Consider the following 20,101-nt stretch of genomic DNA (forward strand, 5'->3'; position numbering starts at 1 on the left):
GTCCCTGTCCCCACGGGCGGTCGTGGCCGTCCTCAAGAGAGAGTGTGAGAGTGCTCGTACTCGTCGCTCCCGGCCAGGGCGCCCAGACGCCCGGCTTCCTGACTGACTGGCTCGCCCTCCCCGGTGCCGCTGACCGCGTCGCCGCGTGGTCGGACGCCATCGGACTCGATCTCGCCCACTTCGGCACCAAGGCCGACGCGGACGAGATCCGAGACACGTCCGTGGCCCAGCCGCTGCTGGTCGCCGCCGGAATCCTGTCCGCCGCGGCACTCGGTGACATCCCCGGGTTCGCCCCCGGCGCGGTCGCGGGTCACAGCGTCGGCGAGATCACCGCCGCCGTCTTCGCCGGCGTCCTCGACGACACCGCCGCGCTGTCCCTCGTACGCCGTCGCGGCCTGGCCATGGCCGAGGCCGCCGCGGTCACCCAGACCGGGATGTCGGCTCTGCTCGGGGGCGACCCCGAGGTGAGCGTCGCGCACCTGGAGAAGCTCGGTCTGACCCCGGCGAACGTGAACGGCGCCGGTCAGATCGTCGCGGCGGGCACCATGGAGCAGCTGGCCGCGCTGAACGAGGACAAGCCCGAGGGTGTCCGCAAGGTCGTCCCGCTGAAGGTGGCCGGCGCGTTCCACACGCGCCACATGGCCCCCGCGGTGGACAAGCTCGCCGAGGCCGCCAAGGCGCTGACCCCGGCCGACCCGAAGGTCACCTACGTCTCCAACAAGGACGGGCGGGCCGTCGCCTCCGGCACCGAGGTGCTGGACCGGCTGGTCGGCCAGGTCGCCAACCCGGTGCGCTGGGACCTGTGCATGGAGACGTTCAAGGAGCTGGGCGTCACCGCGATCATCGAGGTGTGTCCGGGCGGCACGCTGACCGGTCTGGCCAAGCGGGCGCTGCCCGGTGTGAAGACGCTGGCCCTGAAGACCCCCGACAACCTCGACGCGGCCCGCGAGCTCGTCGCCGAGCACACCCAGGCCTGACAAGGAGCGCGAGAGCATGTCGAAGATCAAGCCCAGCAAGGGCTCCCCGTACGCGCGCATCCTCGGCGTCGGCGGATACCGTCCGACCCGGGTGGTGCCGAACGAGGTGATCCTCGAGAAGATCGACTCGTCCGACGAGTGGATCCGCTCGCGCTCCGGCATCGAGACCCGGCACTGGGCCGGTCCCGAGGAGACCGTCGCGGCGATGTCGGTGGAGGCGTCCGGCAAGGCGCTCGCCGACGCCGGGATCGACGCCTCGCGGATCGGTGCCGTGGTCGTCTCGACCGTGTCGCACTTCAGCCAGACCCCGGCGATCGCCACCGAGATCGCCGACCGCCTCGGCACGGACAAGGCCGCGGCCTTCGACATCTCGGCCGGCTGCGCGGGCTTCGGCTACGGGCTGACCCTGGCCAAGGGCATGGTCGTCGAAGGTTCGGCAGAGTACGTGCTGGTCATCGGCGTGGAGCGGCTGTCCGACCTGACCGACCTGGAGGACCGGGCCACGGCCTTCCTGTTCGGCGACGGCGCCGGCGCGGTCGTGGTCGGCCCCTCGCCGGAGCCGGCGATCGGCCCGACGGTCTGGGGCTCGGAGGGCGACAAGGCCGAAACGATCAAGCAGACGGTCTCCTGGGACCGCTTCAGGATCGGCGACGTCTCCGGCCTGCCTCTCGACTCCGAGGGCAACGTCAAGTTTCCTGCGATCACGCAGGAGGGCCAGGCGGTGTTCCGCTGGGCCGTGTTCGAGATGGCGAAGGTCGCGCAGCAGGCGCTGGACGCGGCCGGGATCAGCCCGGACGATCTCGACGTCTTCATCCCGCACCAGGCCAACGTGCGGATCATCGACTCGATGGTGAAGACGCTGAAGCTGCCGGAGCACGTCACGGTCGCCCGTGACATCCGCACCACCGGCAACACCTCGGCCGCCTCGATTCCGCTCGCGATGGAGCGGCTCCTGGCGACCGGCGACGCGAGGAGCGGCGACACCGCGCTCGTCATCGGCTTCGGGGCGGGTCTCGTCTACGCCGCGACGGTCGTTACCCTCCCCTAGGCACTCCGTGCCGGATCAACCCCGGTCCGGAACGGAGAGCAGCACCGCCCGCCGCCGACGCGGCGGGCCGCCACACCCTCTGGACAACAAAGAAGGAGCGCCATCATGGCCGCCACTCAGGAAGAGATCGTCGCCGGTCTCGCGGAGATCGTGAACGAGATCGCCGGCATCCCGGTTGAGGACGTCCAGCTGGACAAGTCCTTCACCGACGACCTGGACGTCGACTCGCTGTCCATGGTCGAGGTCGTCGTCGCCGCCGAAGAGCGCTTCGACGTCAAGATCCCGGACGAGGACGTCAAGAACCTCAAGACGGTCGGCGACGCGACGAAGTACATCCTCGACCACCAGGCCTGATCCGCCGATACTCGGGCATACCCCGGGTATCCGGGCAGACTGCCCCGCCACCCGGCGGTGGCGCCGTACGAATCCGTATCCCGTTGGAGAAAGAATTCCCGTGAGCTCGACCAATCGCACCGTGGTCGTCACCGGTATCGGCGCAACCACACCGCTGGGTGGCGACGCAGCCTCGACCTGGGAGGGCCTGGTCGCCGGCAGGTCCGGCGCCAAGCCCCTGGAGCAGGAGTGGGCCGCCGACCAGGCGGTCCGCATCGCCGCGCCGGCCGCCGTCGACCCCTCCGAGATCATCCCGCGGCCGCAGGCCCGCCGCCTGGACCGCTCGGCGCAGTTCGCGCTGATCGCGGCGCAGGAGGCCTGGAAGGACGCCGGGTACGTCGGCAAGGCGGGCGAGAGCCCCGCGGAGGACGGCGCGGCCCACGTCGACCCGGACCGGCTCGGTGCGGTCATCGCCTCCGGCATCGGCGGTGTGACCACGCTGCTCGACCAGTACGACGTGCTGAAGGAGAAGGGCGTCCGCCGCGTCTCCCCGCACACCGTCCCCATGCTGATGCCGAACGGCCCCTCGGCCAACGTGGGCCTGGCCGTGGGCGCCCGCGCGGGCGTGCACACGCCGGTCTCCGCCTGCGCCTCGGGCGCCGAGGCCATCGGCTACGCCATCGAGATGATCCGCACCGGCCGCGCCGACGTCGTCGTCGCGGGTGGCACGGAGGCGGCGATCCACCCGCTGCCCATCGCCGCGTTCGGCAACATGATGGCGATGTCCAAGAACAACGACGACCCGCAGGGTGCCTCGCGCCCCTTCGACACGGGCCGCGACGGCTTCGTCCTCGGCGAGGGCGCCGGCGTCGTCGTCCTGGAGTCCGCCGAGCACGCCGCCGCGCGCGGTGCCCGCGTCTACGCTGAGGCGGTCGGCCAGGGCATCTCCGCCGACAGCCACGACATCGTGCAGCCGGAGCCGGAGGGCCGCGGCATCTCCGCCGCCCTGCAGAACCTGCTGGACCACAACGACCTGGACCCGGCCGAGATCGTGCACGTCAACGCGCACGCCACCTCGACGCCGGCCGGCGACATCGCCGAGCTGAAGGCGCTGCGCAAGGTCCTGGGCGACGACGTCGACCACATGGCGGTCTCCGCCACGAAGTCGATGACCGGTCACCTGCTCGGTGGCGCGGGCGGCGTGGAGTCCGTGGCGACCGTGCTCGCCCTGTACCACCGGGTGGCACCGCCGACCATCAACGTCGAGAACCTCGACCCGGAGGCCGAGGCCAACGCGGACATCGTCCGCGGCGAGGCCCGCAAGCTGCCGGTCGAGGGCCGCATCGCCGCGCTGAACGACTCGTTCGGCTTCGGCGGGCACAACGTGGTGCTCGCGTTCCGGTCGGTCTGAGCGACCGCCGTACGTACGTGAAGGGCCCCCCCGGCCGGTGGGGGCCCTTCACGCGTGTGCCCTCCGGTGTGCGGACGGGCGGGGCGTCACACCACCTGGTGCAGCCAGCGGACCGGGGCACCCTCGCCGGCGTGGCGGAAGGGCTCCAGTTCGTCGTCCCAGGGCTTGCCGAGGAGCTTGGCGATGTCCGACTCCAGGTCCGTCTCGCCGCGCTGGGAGCGGATCAGGGCGGCGCGCAGCCGGTCCTCGGGGATCATGATGTCGCCGTGGATGCCGGTGACGGCGTGGAAGATGCCGAGGTCGGGGGTGCAGCTGTAGCGCTCGCCCTCGGCGCCCGCGGCGGGCTCCGCGGTGACCTCGAAGCGCAGCAGCTGCCAGCCGCGCAGCGCGGAGGCGAGCTTGGAGGCGATGCCGGCCTGCCCCTGCCAGGAGAACTCCGAGCGCCAGGTGCCGGGCGCGGCGGGCTGCCGGATCCAGTCCAGGCCGACGCGCGTGCCGAGCACCCCGGCGACGGCCCACTCGACGTGCGGGCAGAGCGCGCGCGGCGCGGAGTGCACGTACAGGACTCCACGTGTCGTCACCGGAACCTCCGGGCTGAGCGGGACATCTCGGAACGGGTGGAACGGCCGTGACCGGGCGGGCCACGTTGATGGCGAGGCTACCGTGCGCCGGGGCAAGGAGTGTGACGTACCGCCGGTCCCGCCGCCGACAAACCTCCGCCATTCACCCGGCAGGACGCTTGTACGGGTGTGAGCCGTTGCATCGCCGCCCTCGGGAACCCTCGCGCGGTGTCATGGGTTGAGCACGGTGGAGGCACGAGCCGAGGGGTGGGACCGGTATGGGTCGAGGGACCGACCAGCGGACGCGGTACGGCGGTCGCCGGGCGCGTGCCGCGCTCGCCGTCCTGACCGCCGCCGTCCTGGGCGTGGGCGCCGCGGGCTGCGACGCGGCGGGCGGCGACTCCCCCGCCCCCTCCGGCAGCGCGTCGAAGCGGCCGAAGCCTGCCCCGGCATGGGACACGAGCCCGGCGTCGGTCGCCGCCGTGGGCGACTCCATCACCCGCGGTTTCGACGCCTGTGCGGTGCTGTCCGACTGCCCGGAGGTGTCGTGGGCGACCGGCAGCAGTGCCGAGGTCGACTCGCTGGCCGTACGGCTGCTGGGGAAGGCGGACGCGGCCGAGCACAGCTGGAACTACGCGGTCACCGGGGCCCGGATGGCGGATCTGACCGCCCAGGTGACGCGGGCGGCGCGGCGCGAGCCGCAGTTGGTGGCGGTGATGGCCGGGGCGAACGACGCGTGCCGGTCCACGACCTCGGCGATGACACCGGTGGCGGACTTCCGGGCGCAGTTCGAGGAGGCGATGACCACCCTGCGCAAGAGGCTCCCGAAGGCGCAGGTGTACGTGTCGAGCATCCCGGACCTCAAGCGGCTCTGGTCCCAGGGCCGCACCAATCCGCTGGGCAAGCAGGTGTGGAAGCTCGGCCTGTGCCCGTCGATGCTGGGCGACGCGGACTCCCTGGACTCGGCGGCGACCCTGCGGCGCAACACGGTGCGCGACCGGGTGGCGGACTACAACGAGGTGCTGCGGGAGGTCTGCGCGAAGGACCGGCGGTGCCGCACCGACGACGGTGCGGTGCACGAGTTCCGGTTCGGCACGGACCAGTTGAGCCACTGGGACTGGTTCCACCCGAGTGTGGACGGTCAGGCGCGGCTGGCGGAGATCGCCTATCGCGCGGTCACCGCGAAGAGTCCCTGACCCGGCCGCTGACCTGGGCGTGTCCTAGAGTTCCGCACATGAGCGAACTCTTCGGCACACTTTCCGACGGCACTCCCGTACACCGCTGGACCCTGGAGCGGGCCGGCGTACGGGTGCGGGTCCTGTCGTACGGAGGGATCGTGCAGTCGGCCGAGGTTCCGGACCGGGACGGGAACACCGCCGACGTGGTTCTGGGGTTCGCGGACCTCGACGGCTACGTGGCGCACCCGGAGCCCTACTTCGGCGCGCTGGTCGGGCGGTACGCCAACCGGATCGCGGGCGGGCGCTTCCCGCTGGACGGGCGGACGTACGCGGTGGCGCTCAACGAGGGGGCCAACTCGCTGCACGGCGGCGGCCGCGGCTTCGACAAGCGCGTGTGGGACGTGCGGGCGGTCACCGAGGGCGTCCGCCTGAGCCGGGTCTCGCCGCACGGCGAGGAGGGTTTCCCGGGGCGCCTGGAGATGTCAACGACGTACACGCTGGACGAGTCGGGCGCGCTGCGGATCGTGTACGAGGCGGTCACGGACGCGCCGACCGTGCTGAACCCGACGAACCACAGCTACTTCAACCTGAGCGGCTCCGGGCACGCGGGCGGGCACGAACTGCGGCTGGCCGCCTCCCGGATCACGCCGGTCGACGCCGGGCTGATCCCGACGGGCGCCCTCGACGACGTGACGGACACCCGCTTCGACTTCCGGCGGGCGCGCAAGGTCGGCTCGGGCTACGACCACAACTTCGTCCTGGACAAGGGCGTGACCGGCGCCGCCGAGGAGGTCGCCGAGCTGTACGACCCGGCGTCGGGGCGGGTGCTCACGGTGGCGACGACCGAGCCGGGACTCCAGCTGTACACCGCCGACCACCTGGGCGAGCCCTTCGCCCCCGGGGACGGGATCGCGCTGGAGACCCAGCACTTCCCCGACTCCCCGAACCGGCCCGACTTCCCGAGCACGGTCCTGCGGCCGGGCGAGGTGTTCCGCTCGGAGACGGTGTACGGCTTCTCGGTACGCCCGTAGGCCACCCCGGGCCGGGGGCTGAGCCCCGGCCCGGCCGTCAGGTCCCGGACCGGGGCTGTTCACGGGGACGGCGCCGCCCGCGGGCGTCCCGGGTCCGACGGTAATCGCCGCGGTGATCCGACGGTCCACGATCGGGTGTCCGATCAGGAGTTCGTACGAACCCTTCACAAACGGCCACGAGTCGGTCGGTCAGGCGCCATGGCGCGCACCCCTTCCGCCACGCGATACTGCCGCCGTTCCGGCAGCACCCCACGGCGACGGAAGGACCTGGACTCCCTTGAGACCCATACGTGTTCGGATCGGTGTACTCGGACTGGCCCTGGTGGCGGGGCTCGCGGCCCCCACGACGGCGACGGCGGCACCCCGGGCGGGCGGCGCCGCCCCCGCACCGACGGTGGAGGAGCGGCGGCTGGACGGGGAGGTGCCCCGGGAGATCCTGCGCCGCTCCGGCTTCGCCGCCGTGGCACCGGCCTTCGCCCGGGGGCTCGGGCGCGCGGACTCCTACCGCGAGGCGCGTGCCCTCGTGGCGCGCGAGGGCGGGGCGCTGTGGCGGCGGGCGGTGGACCGGGTGCAGGGGCGCGGTCCGGCCCGCGGGGACCTCAGCCGGGACGACGACCGCCCGCTGTACTGGGCACGGCTCGGGATGACGCGGGAGCTGCGCACCTGGGAGCCCGGGTTCGAGCTGGGCGGGCGGCAGCGGGCCGCGCTGCTGGCGGAGCTGGAGCGCACCTCGCGCGGCCAGGCCGACCTCCGCCTGCCGGGCGGCCACCAGCACGGGCACGGCAAGGGGGTCAGGCGGGTGCTGCTCACCGGCTTCGACCCCTTCACGCTGGACCGGGACATCCGGATCTCCAACCCCTCCGGCGCCGTCGCGCTCGCCCTGGACGGCACGGTGATCGACACCCCGGACGGTCCCGCCCGGGTGGAGACGGCCGTGTTCCCGGTGCGCTGGGCGGACTTCGCCAAGGGGACGGTGGAGCGGGCGCTGCGGCCGTACCTGCCGCGGGTGGACCTGTTCACCACGGTGAGCCAGGGCCGGGTCGGGCGGTTCGACGTGGAGCGGACCAACGGGGCCTGGCGGGGCGGCTTCCCGGACAACGACAACGTCTCCCGCACGGAGACGGTCCCGGTGGCCGACCCGGCCTCGCAGCCGCAGTGGACGACGACCACGTTGCCGTACGCGGCGGTCACGGCGGCGGACACCGGCCGCTTCCCCGTGTACGACAACACGAGCGTGACGGAGATCCCGGCGGGAGGCTCCGAGGCGGTCGTACGGCCGGACGGGCCCACGCCCGGGTCGACGGCCCGGGAGGGGGGCGGCGGGAACTACCTCTCCAACGAGATCGCCTACCGCGCGACGCTGCTGCGGGACCGGCTCGGGCTGCACGGCACACTGCCGGGCGGGCACGTGCACACGCCGGTGCTTCAGTTCGGGACCGGGAACACCGATCCGGCGACGGGGGCGGTCACCGACCCGCAGTTCGTGCGCAACCGGCTGGACATCGTGGCGCAGACGCGGGCGATCGTGGCCGTGGCGGTCAGTGCCCCGGGGTCTGACCGGGGCTGAGCGCCGGGTCGGCGGTACCGCCCTCGGACGGGTCGTCGGCGCCGTCGCGGGTCTCCTCGCCCAGCAGTTCCCGGGCGAGGAGCGTGGCGCCGGCGACCGCGCCGGGCATCAGGAACACGGCGACGAACGGCACCAGGAAGGACACGCCCAGCGGGGTGCCGAAGCCCCAGACCAGCATCCGGCGGGAGCGCAGGAGGGCGAGGCGTTCGCGCAGTTCGACGCCGCGGCGCTGGAGGGCGACGGCGGCGAGCTCCTCGGTGAGGAAGAAGCCGGTGACGAAGAAGCCGACCACCGGGACCACGGTCTGGCCGAGGACCGGGATGAAGCCGAGCGCGAAGAGCAGCACGCCCCACAGCGCGGCGCGGAGGAGGATCCGCAGACTGTCGCGGCCCGAGATCCACAGCTCGCGCCAGAGCGGCAGGTCGGACCGGGGCGCCGTGCCGTCCGGGGAGACGTCGCGGTCGACGCGTTCGGAGAGGGCCTCGTAGAAGGGCTGGCCGACCAGCAGGGTCACCGCGGTGAAGGTGAGGACGGCCAGGAGCAGGGCGAGGGCGAACAGCACGGCGGTGAGGAAGCCGCGGAAGAGTCCGAGATAGGGACTCGACCAGTCGTCGGCGAAGGGGGTCACCCACGCGACGAAGTCCTCGCCCCACAGCGCGAGCGCGACCAGCACGCCCACGTACAGGACCAGGGTGATCAGGCCCGGGACGAGCCCGAAGCCGTAGCTCCTGCCGTGCCGGGCCACCCAGCGCTGGCCCTTCAGCAGATGGCCGAACCCCACCCCAAGATCACGCATGGGCGGCACTCTACCGGTCGGGGCGCCGGCCCGGTCCCGGCCCAGCCCCCGTCCCGGCCCAGCCCTCGTTCCCGTTCCCGTTCCCGTTCCCGTTCCCGTTCCCGTTCCGGTTCCGGTTCCGGTCAGGCGAGCGTCACGGTGATGTTGCCGCGGGTCGCCTTGGAGTACGGGCAGACCTGGTGGGCCTTCTCGACCAGCGACCGCGCGGTGGCGGCGTCGACCGACGGGATCTCGGCGGAGATCTCGACGATGATCCCGAAGCCGTCGTCGTTCTTGCCGATGCCCACCTTCGCGGTCACGGTGGAACCGGAGATGTCGGCACCCTCCGCGCGGGCCACGACGCCGAGGGCGCCCTGGAAGCAGGCGCTGTACCCGGCGGCGAAGAGCTGCTCCGGGTTGGTACCGGCGCCGTTGCCGCCCATCTCCTTGGGCGGGTTCACGACGAGGTCGAGCGTGCCGTCGTCGGTGGCCACCCGTCCGTCGCGGCCGTTCTCGGCGGTGGCGACGGCGGTGTAGAGGACTTCGGACTGCTGGATGGGCATACGGGTGTCTTCCTCCTAGGTCCGCCGTGACTCGCGCCCACGATCACGACGGATTTCGGAAAGACGCTACCGCATGCCGGAATTCTCGGGAAGTCAGAGCTTGACGATCATCTTCCCGGTGTTGTCGCCGCGCAGGACCCCGAGGAACGCCTCCAGGTTGTTCTCGATGCCCTCGACGACGGTCTCGCGGTACTTCAGCTCGCCGGTGCGGACCCAGGGGCCGACCTCCTCGACGAACTTCGGCTGGAGGTCGTAGTGGTCGCCGACCAGGAAGCCCTCGATGCGGCCGCGGGTCTGGATGAGGCGGGCGAGGTTCTTCGGGCCGGGTGCGGGCTCGGTGTTGTTGTAGACGGAGATCGCGCCGCAGATGGCGATGCGGCCGTTGAGGTTGAGGGAGCCGATGGCGGCCTCCAGGTGGTCGCCGCCGACGTTGTCGAAGTAGACGTCGACGCCGTCCGGGGCGGCGGCGCGCAGCTGCTCGCTCACCGGGCCGTTCTTGTAGTTGAAGGCGGCGTCGAAGCCGTACTCGTCGAGGAGCAGCTTGACCTTCTCGTCCGAGCCGGCCGAGCCGATGACCCGCGAGGCGCCCTTGAGCCTGGCGATCTGCCCCACCTGGCTGCCTACGGCGCCCGCGGCGCCCGAGACGAAGACGGAGTCGCCCTCCTTGAAGGCGGCCGTGCGCAGCAGGCCGGCGTAGGCGGTGAGCCCCGTCATGCCGAGCACGCCCAGGTACGTCGACAGGGGTGCCGCGTCCGGGTCCACCTTGACGGCGTTCTTCGCGTCCACGGCGGCGTACTCGCGCCAGCCGAAGGAGTGCAGGACGTGGTCGCCGACGGCGAAGCCCTCGGCGTTGGAGGCGACGACCTCGCCGACCGCGCCGCCCAGCATGGGCTTGTCCAGCTCGTAGGGGGCGGCGTAGGACTTGGCGGCGCTCATGCGCCCGCGCATGTACGGGTCGACGGAGACGTACCGGTTGCGCACCAGCACCTGCCCGGTGCCCGGGGTGGGGACCTCCGCCTCGACGAGCGCGAAGTCCTCGGGCTTGGGCCAGCCGACCGGGCGGGTGACCAGGTGCCATGCGCGGTTGACGGCGGGGAGGGCGGGGGAGTCGGTCATGAGGCACCTTTCCTAAGGCTTGCTCGGGACTTGCTCGGGACTTGCTCGGGACTTGCTCGGGGCTCGCTCGGGACTTGCCTGCCGAGAATGTTTCATGCTCTGAAACAACCATGCGGCTGAACATTTCAGCTTGTCAAACAAATGGGTACCCTGGATTCCATGGCCACACCACGCGACACGACCCGCCGCCCCGACGCTCTCACCCTGGAAGTCGTCGAGCTGATCGGCGAGGTCGTGGCCCGCTTCCACGCGGACTACGAGGAGGCGGCGGCGGAGCGCGCCCTGACCGGGGCGCAGGCCAAGCTGCTGAGCCTGCTGTCACTGGAGCCGCTGCCGATGCGGAAGCTGGCCCAGAAGCTGAAGTGCGAGCCGTCGAACGTCACGGGGATCGTGGACCGGCTGGAGGCACGGGGCCTGGTCGAGCGCCGCCCCGACCCCGGCGACCGCCGGGTGAAGGTCGCGGCGGCGACGGAGGAGGGGCGCCGGGTGGCACGAGGGCTGCGGGAGTCACTGCGGTTCGCGCGGGAGCCGCTGGCGGGGCTGTCGGAGGGCGAGCGAGTGGCGCTGCGGGACGCGCTGCGCCTGATGGTCGGCGAGGGCTCACCGGAGAGCTGACCCTCACCCCGGGCCGAACCGCTCCCGCGTCGCGCTCCTCGCGCCGCAGCCGTCCCCGGAGGGCCGGGGGCGCCGCACGAGCAGCAAGGACCGTGAGCAGGTCGTGCGCTGGTGCCGTGAGTTCTGTGTCGATGTCGGGGAGCAGCACTCCATCGACCTGATCGACGCCGGCTCCTGGGACGACTCGCGCTTCGGCGACCGGCACTTCACGTGGTGGGAGTCCCCGGAGGGCACCCCCGTGGCGATGGCTGCCACGACCTCGGTCGTCGGCGGCATGGTCCGGGTGGACCCCGTCTACACCCCGGCCCGTCTCCGCGGCCGTGGCTACGCCGGGGCCGTGACGGTCGAGGTGAGCAGGTCCGCGCTGGCCGCGGGAGCCACGGACGTCGTCCTGTTCACGGACCCGGACAACCCCACCAGCAATGCCCTCTACCAGCGCATCGGGTATGTCCGCGTCGCCGACTTCGCCGGGTACAGGTTCTCCTCGTGAGCGGAACTCCTACGTGCACCACCACAGGAAGCGGTCGCAGGTTTCCGTGGGCGTCGGGTCCGGGGGCTCCGGCGGGGTGGGGGTCGTCGTCGGGGCCGGGTCGTCGCCGGACTCGGGGGACGACGGGTCCGGGTTCGCGGGGCCGGTGGGATCCGGGGGCGGGGGGCGGGAGGCCGACGGGGAGTCGGGCCCGGTCTCCGTCGGGGACTTGGTGGCCTCCGGGGACTCCGACGGGGAGGCCGACACCGTTGTCGACGCCGATGCGTCGGGGGACGCGGAGCCCGAGGCCGTGGTCGTCCGCGTGGTGTCGTCGACCGGGACCGCCGACGCCTCGCCCACCTCCCTCGTCGCCTCGCCGTCCGTCGTCTCGCCGCCCGCCGCGGCCGGTTTCTCCGGGGAGTGCGGGGCGTCCGTGCCGAGTTCGGCCAGGCTCAGTCCCCCGGCCGCCAGGACGAAGCCCGCGGCGACGAGCAGGGTCCGGCGGCGGCGCCTGCGGTGGGCGGCGGCCTTGCGGTCACGGCGGCTGGAGCGAGCGCCGGGTGCGGCGTCGTCCGCACCCTCGTCGGGCGTTTCGTCGAGCGTTTCGTCGGGTGTCTCGTCGGGTGTCTCGTCGGGTGTCTCGTCGAGCGTCCTGGCCGCCGCCGTCGCCTGGTCCGCGAGTCGCGGCGAGGTCGTCCCACCCGCCGTCAGATGGACGTCCGCAGCGGGGAGTTCGTGGCAGGGCGTGCCGCAGCCCGGGCAGGCGAGAGCGCCGTTGAGGTGCCGTCGGCACGGGTGGCAGTAGTCCATGACGCGGGAAGGTTAAGTTCCGGGACGGGCGCGTTCCTAGAGGTCACTGTGAAAGTTGTGTGGGGAAGCATGCGAGGGCCGCCTCTCCCCCACTTGCGAAACTGCCGAAATCGTTATGTGTCCGACCCATTGACACTCCGAGCACCCCGTCCTTACTGTCACGCCAGCATTTCGAACGAGTGACGAAATATCGAACACAGCGAAGGGCAGCCGCCGTGCGCATCACCGGAATCAGCACACACGTGGTCGGGACGCCGTGGCGCAACCTGACCTACGTCCAGGTGCACACCGACGAGGGCCTCACCGGAGTCGGCGAGACCCGGATGCTGGGGCACACCGACGCTCTTCTCGGCTACCTGAAGGAGGCCGAGGCCAACCACATTCTCGGCTCCGACCCCTTCGCTGTCGAGGACCTCGTCCGCCGCATGAAGTACGGCGACTACGGGCGCGCGGGCGAGATCGTGATGTCCGGCATCGCGGTCGTCGAGATGGCGTGCTGGGACATCAAGGGCAAGGCTCTCGGGGTCCCGGTGTGGCAGCTGCTGGGCGGGAAGGTCACGGACAAGGTCAAGGCGTACGCCAACGGGTGGTACACCACCGAGCGGACGCCGGAGGCGTACCACAAGGCCGCGCAGGGAGTCATGGAGCGCGGGTACCGGGCGCTGAAGATCGACCCGTTCGGCACCGGGCACTTCGAGCTGGACCAGCAGCAGACGAACTACGCCGTGTCGCTGATCGAGGCCGTGCGGGACGCCATCGGGCCGGACGCCGAGCTGATGCTGGAGATGCACGGCCGGTTCTCGCCGTCCACCGCGGTCCGGCTCGCGCGTGAACTCGCGCCGTTCAAGCCGGCCTGGCTGGAGGAGCCGGTCCCGCCGGAGAACCTCAAGGCGTTGAAGAAGGTCGCCGAGAAGGTCGACATCCCGGTCGCCACGGGTGAGCGCATCCACGACCGGATCGAGTTCCGCGAGCTGTTCGAGGACCAGTCGGTGGACGTCATCCAGCCCGACGTCGGTCACATCGGCGGCATCTGGGAGACCCGGAAGCTGGCCGCGACCGCCGAGACCCACTACACGCTGGTCGCCCCGCACAACGTCGGTGGGCCCGTGCTCACCGCCGCGAGCCTCCAGGTCGGGTTCACCTCCCCGAACTTCAAGATCCTGGAGCACTTCAACGACTTCGCGGACGCGGAGATCAAGAAGGTCGTGAAGGGCGCGCCGCGGGTCGACCCGGAGGACGGGTGCTTCCACCTCTCCGACGCGCCCGGTCTCGGGGTCGAGCTGGACACCGACGCGGCGGCCGAGTTCCCGCAGCAGCAGGCGCGGTTCGACCTGTGGGCCGAGGGCTGGGAGCAGCGCAATCCGAAGGGGACCGGGGCATGAGCGGCGCGGTCCTGGTCGAGTCGCCGGGGGTGCACCGGCTCGTGCCGCACGAGCCGCGTGAACCGGGGCCCGGCGAGGCACTGGTGCGGGTGCACGCCGCGGGGATCTGCGGCAGCGACCGCGAGGTCTACCAGGGCAACCGGCCCGAGGGGTACGTGCGTTATCCGCTCACCCCCGGGCACGAGTGGTCCGGGACCGTGGAGCGGACCGGTGCCGGGGTCCCGGCCTCGCTCGTCGGCCGGAAGGTCGTGGGCGAGGGCTTCCGCAACTGCCAGGTGTGCGACCGCTGCCACGCGGGCGAGACGACGCTGTGCACGGCCGGGTACGAGGAGACCGGGTTCACCCAGCCGGGCGCCATGGCCCCGACGCTGACCCTGCCCGCCCGGCTGCTGCACGCCCTGCCCGACGACGCCGACCTCACCGCCGCGGCACTGCTGGAGCCCGCGGCCTGCATCGCCGCCGCCGCGCTCAAGGCGAACGCCGTGCCGGGCGAACGCGTCGCCGTCGTCGGCACGGGCACGCTCGGCATGTTCGCCGTGCAGTTCCTGCGCGCCGCCTCCCCGGCCGAGCTGCTGGTGGTCGGTACGCGGGGGGACCGGGAGGCGCTGTCCCGGCGGTTCGGCGCGACCGACTTCCGCACCAAGGACCGGCCGCTCCCGGACGACTTCGACGTCGTGATCGAGACCGCCGGTTCCGCGGACGCCGCGCGCACGGCCGCCGGGCTGCTGCGCCGGGGCGGGCGCCTGGTGCTGACCGGCATCCCGGCGCCGGGCGCCGACGGCCTCGACCCGACCGACCTGGTCGTACGGCAGCTGGAGGTGCACACCGTCTTCGGGGCGCCGCCGGACGCCTGGGCGCACACGGTGCGGGTCTTCGCGGCCGGTCTGCTCGATCCGCGGCCGCTGGTGACGCACGAGCTGCCGCTCGAGGAGTTCTCGGAGGCCATCGAACTGGTGGGCTCCGGCGACCCGAAGGTCGGCAAGGTGCTGCTGCACCCGGAAGCCCTCCCCTGAGCCGTACGCCGGTGCGGGGGCGACCTGACGGCCTCCGTACCGGCGTACACCCACCGGACCGGACGCGGCGCGCCCAGGCCGCCGAGCCGATGCGGCTCGCACCGCCGGCCGCCCGCACCCGCGGTTGCGAACCTCGTCCGACATATCGAACACTAAGGAACGCTTGTGACCGACGCTTCCGCCACGGCCGCCGCACGCAGGCCCGGTGAGCAGGCCCTCACCGCCCTCGGCCTGGCCGCGCCCGCCCCCGACCCCGCCGACGCCTCGCCGCTCTCCTTCCCGGGCGGCGGCCGCTGGCGCACCGAGATCCCGTCCTGCGAGGGTCCGGAGGCGCTGGGGGTGGTGCTCAAGGAGTCCTCGCGGCTGGACGTGCCGATCCACCGGATCAGCCAGGGCAGCGGCGTGTGGATGCTGACCGACGCCGAGATCACCGAGATGGTCGAGGCCACCGCCGAACGCGACATCGAGCTCTGCCTGTTCACCGGCCCGCGCGGCACCTGGGACATCGGCGGCTCCACCCGGACCGACTCGGGCGGCGCGGGCCTTCGGGCCCGCGGCCACGCCGCTGTCGCCGGGTGCGTCGAGGACGCCGTGCGGGCGAGCGAGTTGGGCGTCAAGTGCCTGCTCGTCGCCGACGAGGGGGTGCTGTGGACGCTGCACCGCGCCCGCGTGGCCGGCATCCTCCCCGCCGACACCACGCTCAAGCTCTCGGCCCTCGTCGGACCGGTCAACCCGGCCTCGTACGCGGTGTACGAGCGGCTCGGCGCCGACTCCATCAACGTCCCCAGCGACCTGACGCTGGATCATCTGACCGAAATACGGCGGGTTTCGGCCGCGCCGATGGACATGTACATCGAGGCTCCCGACGACCTCGGCGGCTATGTGCGCATGTACGAGGTGGCCGAGCTGATCCGGCGTGGCGCCCCGCTGTACCTGAAGTTCGGCCTGTCCAAGGCGCCCGGGATCTATCCGTACGGCCACCACCTGCGGGAACTGACGCTGACCACCGCGAAGGAGCGGGTGCGGCGCGGTCGGCTCGCCCTCGACCTGCTCGCCCGGCACGGGGCCGACGGCGACATGGCGCCGCTCGGCACCCGGCTGCCGGGACCGCTCAACCGGTTCGAGATCTCGTCATAACGTTCCGGAAACTCCCTTCTCAAAAGACGACACGACCGCGCACAATCCCACACACCTGCCTCGCCGACCCAGCCCTCACCTCAAGGATGATGACCATGCGCAACCGCAGAGCCGCACTCGCCGCGATAGCCTCCGCCGCCTCGCTCGCCCTCACCCTGACCGCCTGCGGCCAGAACAGCGAGGGCGGCAGCGAGGACGACAAGGGAGGAAGCGACGGCGCCACCGTCGGCATCGCGATGCCGACCAAGTCCTCCGAGCGCTGGATCACCGACGGCGCCAACGTCGAGAAGGAACTGAAGGCCAAGGGGTTCAAGACCAAGCTGGTCTTCGGCGAGGACGACCCGGACCAGCAGGTCTCGCAGATCGAGAACATGATCACGCAGGGCGTGGACGCCCTGATCGTGGCCGCGATCGACAACAAGTCCCTCGGCAACGTCATGCAGCAGGCCAAGGACGCCGACATCCCGGTCATCTCCTACGACCGGCTGATCCTCGGCACGGAGAACGTCGACTACTACGCCTCGTTCGACAACCAGAAGGTCGGCGAGCTGCAGGGCGGCTACATCGTCGACAAGCTGGGTCTGAAGGCCGGCAAGAAGGGCCCCTTCAACATCGAGCTGTTCGCCGGCTCCAACGACGACAACAACACCCGGTACTTCTTCAACGGCGCGATGAGCGTGCTGAAGCCGTACATGGACAAGGGCCAGCTGGTCGTCCGTTCCAAGCAGACCGACCTCAACCAGGTCACCACGCTGCGCTGGGACGGCGGCACCGCGCAGAAGCGCATGGACGACCTGCTGACCTCCAGCTACCGCAGCGCCCGGGTCGACGCGGTGCTCTCGCCCTACGACGGCATCTCCATCGGCATCCTGTCCGCCCTGAAGTCGGACGGCTACGGCTCCGGCAGCAAGGCCATGCCGGTCGTCACCGGCCAGGACGCGGAGATCGCCTCGGTGAAGTCGATCAAGGCGGGCCAGCAGACCCAGACCGTCTTCAAGGACCTGCGCGAGCTCGCCAAGGTCGCCGCGAACATGGTCGACGCGGCCCTGAACGACAAGAAGCCCGAGGTCAACGACACCAAGTCGTACGACAACGGTGCCAAGGTCGTCCCCGCCTACCTGCTGCAGCCGGTCAGCGTCGACAAGAGCAACTGGGAGAAGGTCCTCGTCGACGGCGGCTACTACTCCGCGGACCAGCTCAACTAACCGGGCCCCCTCAAGGATTGGAAGGCACGACCATGGCGGGACCCGTCCTGGAAATGCGCTCGATCGTCAAGACCTTTCCCGGTGTCAAAGCGCTGTCGGACGTCACGCTCACCGTTCGCCAGGGCGAGGTCCACGCCATCTGCGGGGAGAACGGCGCCGGAAAGTCGACCCTGATGAAGGTGCTCTCCGGAGTCCATCCGCACGGCAGTTACGAGGGGGACGTCCTCTTCGAGGGCGAGACCTGCCGGTTCAAGGACATCCGGGCGAGCGAGCAGCACGGCATCGTGATCATCCACCAGGAACTGGCCCTGGTGCCGTACCTGTCGATCGCGGAGAACATCTTCCTCGGCAACGAGCACGCCAAGCGCGGACTGATCAACTGGAACGACACCCTCAAGCACGCCACCGAGCTGCTGCGCCGGGTCGGCCTCGACGAGCACCCGGAGACCCGCGTCGCCGACATCGGCGTGGGCAAGCAGCAGCTGGTGGAGATCGCCAAGGCTCTGTCGAAGAGGGTGAAACTGCTCATCCTCGACGAGCCCACGGCGGCGCTCAACGACGAGGACAGCGGCAAACTCCTCGATCTGATCCTTCAGTTGAAGGAGCAGAGCATCACCTCGATCATCATCTCGCACAAGCTGAACGAGATCCGCCGGGTCGCCGACTCGGTCACGATCATCCGCGACGGGCGCTCCATCGAGACGCTCGACGTGAAGGCGGCCGACACCACCGAGGACCGGATCATCAGCGGGATGGTCGGCCGCGACCTGGAGAACCGCTTCCCGGACCGGACCCCGCACCAGCCCGAAGAGGGCACGGCCCCGGCCCTGGAGATCCGCAACTGGACCGTGCACCACCCCATCGACCAGCAGCGCAAGGTCGTCGACGACGTCTCGATCGAGGTGCGGCGCGGCGAGATCGTCGGCATCGCCGGGCTCATGGGCGCCGGGCGCACCGAACTGGCGATGAGCGTCTTCGGCCGCACCTACGGCCGGCACGCGGGCGGCACGGTCCTCAGGGACGGCAGGGAGATCCGCACGAAGACCGTCCCGGAGGCGGTCAAGCACGGGATCGCCTACGTGACCGAGGACCGCAAGCACTACGGCCTCAACCTCATCGACACCATCAACCGGAACATCTCGCTGACCGCGCTGGGCAAGGTCTCCAAACGGGGCGTTGTCGACGAGCACGGTGAGCAGCAGGTCGCCGAGGAATACCGCAAGTCGATGAACATCAAGGCGCCGACCGTCTTCGAGCCGGTCGGCAAGCTGTCCGGCGGCAACCAGCAGAAGGTCGTCCTCAGCAAGTGGATCTTCGCGGGTCCCGAGGTGCTGATCCTGGACGAGCCCACGCGCGGCATCGACGTGGGCGCCAAGTACGAGATCTACACGGTCATCGACCGCCTGGCGGCCGAGGGCAAGGCGGTCGTGTTCATCTCCTCCGAGCTGCCCGAGCTGCTCGGCATGTGCGACCGCATCTACACGATGGCCGCGGGACGGCTGACGGGTGAGTTCTCGCGGGCCGAGGCTTCGCAGGAGGCGCTGATGCGGCAGATGACGAAGGACAAGCAGGACCAGAAGACCCTGAAGGGCGAAGAGGTAAGCCGATGAGCACGGACGTGACCGCCAAGACTCCCGCACCGGCACCGCCCGGCAGGGAGGGACCGGCCTCCGGCGGCGGCCTGCTGCAGCTGATGCTCGACGGCTTGCGCCGCAACATGCGCCAGTACGGCATGCTGATGGCCCTCGGCCTGATCGTGGTGCTGTTCGCGGTGTGGTCGGACGGCGACCTGCTGCTGCCGCGCAACGTCTCCAACCTGGTGCTGCAGAACAGCTACATCCTGATCCTCGCGATCGGCATGATGCTCGTCATCATCGCGGGTCACATCGACCTGTCGGTGGGTTCACTGACCGCCTTCGTCGGCGCGACGGCCGCCGTCCTGATGGTCAACCACGACCTGCCCTGGCCGGTGGCGGTGATCCTCTGCCTGGCCATCGGCGCCGCGGCCGGGTCCGTACAGGGCTTCTTCATCGCCTATCTCGGCATACCCTCGTTCATCGTGACCCTCGCGGGCATGCTGCTCTTCCGCGGTCTGACGGAGATCTTCCTCAAGGGCCAGACCCTCGGCCCGTTCCCGAAGGACCTGCAGAAGATCGCCAACGGCTTCCTGCCCGAGGTCGGCCCGAACACCAACTACCACAACCTCACCCTGCTGCTGGGCTTCGCCCTGATCGCCTTCGTGGTCTACCAGGAGGTCCGCGACCGCAAGCGGCAGCTGGAGTTCTCCCTCGACGTGCCGCCGCTCAAGCTGTTCCTGCTCAAGCTGGTCGCGCTGGTCGCCGCGGTCCTCGTGGTCACGATGCTGCTGGCCAGCTACAAGGGCGCCCCGATCGTGCTGCTCATCCTGGGCGTGCTGGTGGTCGGCTTCGGCTACCTGATGCGCAACGCGATCATCGGCCGCCACATCTACGCCATCGGCGGCAACCTGCCCGCGGCCAAGCTGTCGGGCGTGAAGGACAAGAAGGTCACCTTCCTGGTCTTCCTGAACATGGGCATGCTCGCGGCCCTGGCGGGTCTGGTCTTCGCCGCCCGCTTCAACGCGGCCTCGCCCAAGGCGGGCCTCAACTTCGAGCTGGAGGCCATCGCCGCCTCGTTCATCGGCGGCGCGTCGATGAGCGGCGGCGTCGGCACGGTCCTCGGCGCGATCATCGGCGGTCTGGTCCTGGGTGTGCTGAACAACGGCATGAACCTCGTCGGCATCGGCACCGACTGGCAGCAGGTCATCAAGGGCGCGGTACTGCTGGCGGCGGTCGGGTTCGACGTGTGGAACAAGCGCAGGGTCGGTTCGTAACGGATCTCGGGCCCCGCCACCCACGGCGGGGCCCGCTTCTTTTCACGGAAGTACAGGAGC

19 protein-coding genes and 1 pseudogene are annotated in these 20,101 nt (G+C 71.0%); 15 read left to right on the forward strand and 5 right to left on the reverse strand.

From position 1 onward, the window contains the following. Positions 1 to 50 precede the first annotated feature (50 nt). The 4 genes from C4J65_RS08850 (at position 51) to C4J65_RS08865 (ending at position 3,769) form a co-directional block, all read left to right on the forward strand. Positions 51 to 977, forward strand: a complete 927-nt coding sequence (locus C4J65_RS08850) for an ACP S-malonyltransferase (RefSeq protein WP_115741910.1) — start codon at positions 51 to 53, stop codon at positions 975 to 977. A gap of 16 nt (positions 978 to 993) precedes the next feature. Next, positions 994 to 2,025: a ketoacyl-ACP synthase III gene (locus tag C4J65_RS08855; protein WP_115741911.1), complete on the forward strand. Its 1,032-nt coding sequence runs from the start codon at positions 994 to 996 to the stop codon at positions 2,023 to 2,025. A 105-nt stretch (positions 2,026 to 2,130) separates the two neighbouring features. Further along, positions 2,131 to 2,379: an acyl carrier protein gene (locus C4J65_RS08860; RefSeq protein WP_052842858.1), complete on the forward strand. Its 249-nt coding sequence runs from the start codon at positions 2,131 to 2,133 to the stop codon at positions 2,377 to 2,379. Positions 2,380 to 2,479: 100 nt separating this feature from the next. Next, the gene (locus C4J65_RS08865) at positions 2,480 to 3,769 is read left to right on the forward strand and encodes a beta-ketoacyl-[acyl-carrier-protein] synthase family protein (RefSeq protein WP_115741912.1); all 1,290 of its coding nucleotides are present in this window, start codon (positions 2,480 to 2,482) and stop codon (positions 3,767 to 3,769) included. A gap of 86 nt (positions 3,770 to 3,855) precedes the next feature. Here C4J65_RS08865 and C4J65_RS08870 read toward each other — a convergent pair whose 3' ends face one another. Then, positions 3,856 to 4,350, reverse strand: a complete 495-nt coding sequence (locus tag C4J65_RS08870) for a DUF3145 domain-containing protein (protein ID WP_115741913.1) — start codon at positions 4,348 to 4,350, stop codon at positions 3,856 to 3,858. Positions 4,351 to 4,607: 257 nt separating this feature from the next. On the opposite strand from C4J65_RS08870, the gene C4J65_RS08875 reads away from it, so the two are divergent. The 3 genes from C4J65_RS08875 to C4J65_RS08885 all read left to right on the forward strand — a co-directional run bounded on the left by C4J65_RS08875 (position 4,608) and on the right by C4J65_RS08885 (position 8,105). Further along, positions 4,608 to 5,525 carry an SGNH/GDSL hydrolase family protein gene (locus C4J65_RS08875; protein WP_115741914.1) on the forward strand — a complete coding sequence of 306 codons (918 nt, stop codon included), beginning with the start codon at positions 4,608 to 4,610 and terminating at the stop codon, positions 5,523 to 5,525. A 38-nt stretch (positions 5,526 to 5,563) separates the two neighbouring features. Continuing rightward, a complete protein-coding gene (locus C4J65_RS08880) occupies positions 5,564 to 6,538 on the forward strand; it encodes an aldose epimerase family protein (RefSeq protein WP_115741915.1) in 975 nt (324 codons plus the stop codon). A gap of 277 nt (positions 6,539 to 6,815) precedes the next feature. Continuing rightward, entirely contained in the window at positions 6,816 to 8,105 is a 1,290-nt protein-coding gene (locus C4J65_RS08885; RefSeq protein WP_205350976.1) for a pyroglutamyl peptidase, read from the forward strand. On the opposite strand, the gene C4J65_RS08890 is transcribed toward C4J65_RS08885, so the two are convergent. The 3 genes from C4J65_RS08890 to C4J65_RS08900 all read right to left on the reverse strand — a co-directional run bounded on the left by C4J65_RS08890 (position 8,077) and on the right by C4J65_RS08900 (position 10,559). Beyond that, the gene (locus C4J65_RS08890; RefSeq protein WP_115741917.1) at positions 8,077 to 8,901 is read right to left on the reverse strand and encodes an EI24 domain-containing protein; all 825 of its coding nucleotides are present in this window, start codon (positions 8,899 to 8,901) and stop codon (positions 8,077 to 8,079) included. The genes C4J65_RS08885 and C4J65_RS08890 overlap by 29 nt on opposite strands. A gap of 122 nt (positions 8,902 to 9,023) precedes the next feature. After that, the gene (locus tag C4J65_RS08895; protein ID WP_115741918.1) at positions 9,024 to 9,443 is read right to left on the reverse strand and encodes an organic hydroperoxide resistance protein; all 420 of its coding nucleotides are present in this window, start codon (positions 9,441 to 9,443) and stop codon (positions 9,024 to 9,026) included. A gap of 93 nt (positions 9,444 to 9,536) precedes the next feature. After that, positions 9,537 to 10,559, reverse strand: coding sequence for an NADP-dependent oxidoreductase (locus tag C4J65_RS08900; RefSeq protein WP_115741919.1), 1,023 nt, complete (start codon positions 10,557 to 10,559; stop codon positions 9,537 to 9,539). A 159-nt stretch (positions 10,560 to 10,718) separates the two neighbouring features. Between C4J65_RS08900 and C4J65_RS08905 the strand changes: the two genes are divergently transcribed. Continuing rightward, complete coding sequence (locus C4J65_RS08905; protein ID WP_115746359.1) at positions 10,719 to 11,174, forward strand: MarR family transcriptional regulator; 456 nt, start codon at positions 10,719 to 10,721, stop codon at positions 11,172 to 11,174. Positions 11,175 to 11,217: 43 nt separating this feature from the next. Further along, positions 11,218 to 11,664: pseudogene (locus C4J65_RS08910) on the forward strand (GNAT family N-acetyltransferase); the annotation flags it as partial. 9 nt (positions 11,665 to 11,673) lie between these two features. Here C4J65_RS08910 and C4J65_RS08915 read toward each other — a convergent pair. Next, positions 11,674 to 12,453, reverse strand: a complete 780-nt coding sequence (locus tag C4J65_RS08915) for a hypothetical protein (protein WP_115741920.1) — start codon at positions 12,451 to 12,453, stop codon at positions 11,674 to 11,676. A gap of 215 nt (positions 12,454 to 12,668) precedes the next feature. On the opposite strand from C4J65_RS08915, the gene C4J65_RS08920 reads away from it, so the two are divergent. From C4J65_RS08920 to mmsB, 6 genes are all read left to right on the forward strand, one after another. Then, complete coding sequence (locus tag C4J65_RS08920) at positions 12,669 to 13,835, forward strand: mandelate racemase/muconate lactonizing enzyme family protein (RefSeq protein WP_115741921.1); 1,167 nt, start codon at positions 12,669 to 12,671, stop codon at positions 13,833 to 13,835. Continuing rightward, positions 13,832 to 14,848 (forward strand): alcohol dehydrogenase catalytic domain-containing protein, encoded by a 1,017-nt coding sequence (locus C4J65_RS08925; protein WP_115741922.1) that lies wholly within the window; start codon positions 13,832 to 13,834, stop codon positions 14,846 to 14,848. Before C4J65_RS08920 ends, C4J65_RS08925 begins: the two co-directional genes overlap by 4 nt. A gap of 165 nt (positions 14,849 to 15,013) precedes the next feature. Further along, positions 15,014 to 15,985: a hypothetical protein gene (locus C4J65_RS08930; RefSeq protein ID WP_115741923.1), complete on the forward strand. Its 972-nt coding sequence runs from the start codon at positions 15,014 to 15,016 to the stop codon at positions 15,983 to 15,985. A gap of 95 nt (positions 15,986 to 16,080) precedes the next feature. Then, entirely contained in the window at positions 16,081 to 17,190 is a 1,110-nt protein-coding gene (gene chvE / locus C4J65_RS08935; protein ID WP_115746360.1) for a multiple monosaccharide ABC transporter substrate-binding protein, read from the forward strand. Positions 17,191 to 17,222: 32 nt separating this feature from the next. Beyond that, the gene (gene mmsA, locus C4J65_RS08940) at positions 17,223 to 18,800 is read left to right on the forward strand and encodes a multiple monosaccharide ABC transporter ATP-binding protein (RefSeq protein WP_115741924.1); all 1,578 of its coding nucleotides are present in this window, start codon (positions 17,223 to 17,225) and stop codon (positions 18,798 to 18,800) included. After that, positions 18,797 to 20,041 carry a multiple monosaccharide ABC transporter permease gene (gene mmsB, locus C4J65_RS08945; RefSeq protein ID WP_115741925.1) on the forward strand — a complete coding sequence of 415 codons (1,245 nt, stop codon included), beginning with the start codon at positions 18,797 to 18,799 and terminating at the stop codon, positions 20,039 to 20,041. Before mmsA ends, mmsB begins: the two co-directional genes overlap by 4 nt. The last annotated feature ends 60 nt before the right edge of the window (positions 20,042 to 20,101 follow it).

The organism is Streptomyces sp. CB09001 (genome assembly GCF_003369795.1).
Classification (GTDB): domain Bacteria; phylum Actinomycetota; class Actinomycetes; order Streptomycetales; family Streptomycetaceae; genus Streptomyces.